This is a genomic window from Parafrankia sp. FMc2, from assembly GCF_041008525.1.
Classification (GTDB): domain Bacteria; phylum Actinomycetota; class Actinomycetes; order Frankiales; family Frankiaceae; genus Parafrankia.
Genome location: NZ_JBFLUG010000302.1, coordinates 1 through 3,212 on the forward strand (window position 1 = coordinate 1; position 3,212 = coordinate 3,212).

The 3,212-nt window shown below is 71.0% G+C and carries 2 protein-coding genes and 1 pseudogene; all 3 read left to right on the forward strand.

Annotation, left to right across the window (positions count from 1 at the left end; genetic code table 11):
- Positions 1-367: pseudogene (locus AB1460_RS36445) on the forward strand (hypothetical protein); the annotation flags it as partial.
- A gap of 211 nt (positions 368-578) precedes the next feature.
- Complete coding sequence (locus AB1460_RS36450; RefSeq protein ID WP_368967050.1) at positions 579-2,138, forward strand: lactate racemase domain-containing protein; 1,560 nt, start codon at positions 579-581, stop codon at positions 2,136-2,138.
- Entirely contained in the window at positions 2,135-3,103 is a 969-nt protein-coding gene (locus tag AB1460_RS36455; protein WP_368967049.1) for a lysophospholipid acyltransferase family protein, read from the forward strand. Before AB1460_RS36450 ends, AB1460_RS36455 begins: the two co-directional genes overlap by 4 nt.
- Positions 3,104-3,212: the final 109 nt, after the last annotated feature.

Genomic DNA, 3,212 nt, shown 5'->3' on the forward strand with positions numbered 1-3,212 from the left:
AAAATCATGCGATAACATGATGCGTATGTGTGGTAGGTGTGTGGCGTTGTTTGGTGTGTGTATGAGACTGGGGTCGGTGGATCTGACGCCGCTGTGGTTCCGGGAACTGGAACTGGTCGGGACGTACGCGTCGTCGGGGGGCCGGCGCCGCGGCGCCGGCGACGACCCCGGTGCCGGTGGGCCGGGCCTGTCGGGGGACGGGTCGGATTTCGGTCGGGCGTTGGCGCTGGCCGCGACCGCCCCGCTGGACGGGGTGGTGTCGGCGGTGTATCCGCTGGCACGGTGGCGGGAGGCGTTGGACCATGCGCTGTCGGCGGGTCGGCTCGGCGCGGTGAAGATCGTGTTTGATCCGGCGGCGTCGGCGTGAGGCGTGTCGGCGCGTGGAGCGCCGCCGGTGGCGTGCCGGGATGGCGGGCCGGGGGCTGGGGTGCCGCGGGAGGCGGCACGGTCGGGGTATACGGGACTGTCTGCCCAGGTGGTGGCGGCTGCTGCCGCCGAGGGCGCGGCGGGCGCGGGGGCGCCGGGTCGGGCCGGGGCGACTCACAGACGAGGGGAACGTGTAGGTGAGACCGGGGTTCGTGCTCGAGGTCGACGAGCGCACTCCTCCGCTGCTGGTGCACCAGGGTGAGGGGCTGACGCTGGAGCGGTTCCCGCTGGGCACCCGGGTGGTGTATCCGCCGGAGTCGCTTCCGGGGGTGGGCGATGTGGACGCGGCGATCGCGGACGCGTTGGAACATCCGTACAACTGTGAGCCGCTGCGGGTGCTGCTGCGGCCGGGGATGCGGCTGACGATCGCGTTTGACGATCTGTCGATTCCGCTGCCGCGGATGCGCCGGCCGGATGTGCGGCAGCGGGTCATCGAGCAGGTGCTGACGCTGGCGGCGGAGGCCGGGGTCGACGACGTGCAGCTGATCGCGGCGAACGCGCTGCACCGGCGGATGACGGCGGCGGAGATCGAGCACATTGTCGGGGAGCGGGTGTTCCGGTCGTTCTGGCCGGACAACCTGTACAACCACGACGCCGAGGACCGGGACAACCTCCTGCATGTGGGGGTGACCGACCACGGTGAGGATGTGGAGATCAACCGGCGGGCCGCGGAAAGCGACCTGCTGGTGTACGTGAACGTGAACCTGGTCGCGATGGACGGCGGGCACAAGTCGGTGCCGATCGGGTTGGCGTCGTACAACAGCCTGCGTCACCACCACAACAGTCACACGATGCTGCGGTCGCGGTCGTTCATGGACCACACCCGGTCGGAGATGCATTCCTCGGCGTGGCGGATGGGTCGGCTCCTCGCCGACCATCTGAAGATCTTCCACGTGGAGACGACGCTGAACAACGACTGTTTCCCGGACCGGTACAGCTTCCTGACCCGCCGTGAGTGGGAGTGGTCGGTGCGGGACCAGGCGATGGCGTACGGGATGAGCCGGGGCCTGTCGGTGATGCCGACCCGGCCGCGTCGCAGGCTGTTCCACGACCTGCTGGCGGACTACCAGGTGACGGGGGTGTTCGCCGGGGAGACGGAGGCCACCCATGACCAGACGATCGCCAGCGTGCACCGCCAGCAGCTGGTCGAGGTCCAGGGGCAGTCCGACGTGCTGGTGGTCGGCGTGCCCTACGTCGGCCCGTACAACGTGAACTCGGTGATGAACCCGATCCTCGCGACGTGCGTGGGGCTGGGGTACTTCTTCAACATGTACCGGGGGAAGCCGCTGGTGCGGCACCAGGGGGCGATGATCCTTTACCACCCGGTGACGCCGGAGTTCTCCCAGCTGCACCATCCGTCGTATGTGGACTTCTTCTCCGAGGTGCTGGCGGAGTCGACGGACCCGGCGACGATCGAGGCGAAGTTCGAGAAGCAGTACGCGACCGATCCGTGGTACACGCATCTGTACCGGACGTCGCATGCCTATCACGGTGTCCACCCGTTCTACATGTGGTACTGGGCGGCGCACGGCATGGACCACCTGGGTGATGTGGTGTGGGTGGGCGGTGACCGGGCGGCGTGCGCGCGGATGGGTTTCCGGGCGGCGTCGACGTTCGCGGACGCGTTGGAGATGGTGTCGGGCACGGTGGGCCGCGACCCGTCGATCACCTACCTGCATTCCCCGCCGCACGCACTGGCGGACGTGCGATGAGCGCGGCGGGCCGGTTCGGAGGTCCGCCGCGTCCCGGGGTGGGGGCGCGGGAGCTGGCGCGCGGGTTCCGCTGGGGTGGGCGGCGGCTGGTTCCGGCGTCGGCGCAGGAGTACCGCCGGGCGGCGCCGGCGCGGGAGTTCCCGACGGCGTGGGCGCGCAGCGGCCCGGCGCGGGCGGCGCGCACCGCGTTCCTGGAGTCGGCGATGGGTCCGCTGCTGCATGCGGCGTTGACGCCGACGGTGACCGGGTCGGAGGTGTTCGACGCGGTCGGTGCCGGCCCGGTGCTGGTGGTGTCGAACCATTCCAGCCATCTGGACGCGCCGATGCTGCTGTGTGCGCTGCCGCGGCGGGTGCGGGAACGCACCGCGGTGACGGCGGCGGCGGACTACTTCTTTGAAAGCACCTGGCGGGGCCTGTCGTCGGCGCTGGCGTTCGGGACGGTGCCGATCGAGCGCCGCGGCGGGGCGCCGTCGTCGACGCCGGTCGACCTGCTGCGTGACGGCTGGAACCTGGTGGTGTTTCCCGAAGGCACCCGGTCGGCGGACGGGGCGCGGGGCCGGTTCCGGCTCGGTGCGGCGTATCTCGCGGTGACGGCGGGGGTGCCGGTCGTGCCGGCGGCGGTGCGCGGGGCGTACGCGGCGATGCCGCGGGGCCGGGCGTGGCCGGTGCCGGGCCGGCCGCGGGTGTCGGTGCGGTTCGGCCAGCCGATGCGGCCGGGTGACGGGGAGGATGTGCGGGCGTTCACCGCCCGGTTGTCGGCGGAGGTGGACCGGCTCGGGGTGGAGGACGCGACGAGCTGGTGGGCGTCGCTGCGCCCCGGCGCGGCGGTCGACGGTGCTGCGGCCACCCCCCGGGTGGGTGCGGCTGGTGGGCGTGGGGCGGTGCCGGCGGCGCGGTGGCGGCGGGTGTGGGAGGCCACCGAGCCTCCGGTGCCGGCGCGGTCACGGTCGCCGTGGGAGCGCTGACCCGACCCTCCCCTGTAGTGTGACGTTCCTCACGCAAAGATCGTTTTGTGGATAAACTTGTCTAAAGCGGGGTCTGTCTCTTTCACACATCTCCGCACCAACGAGAACA

Coding starts and splice junctions, on each gene's coding strand:
- AB1460_RS36455 (WP_368967049.1), top strand. CDS start 2,135: ATGAGCGCGGCGGGCCGGTTCGGAGGTCCGCCGCGTCCCGGGGTGGGG.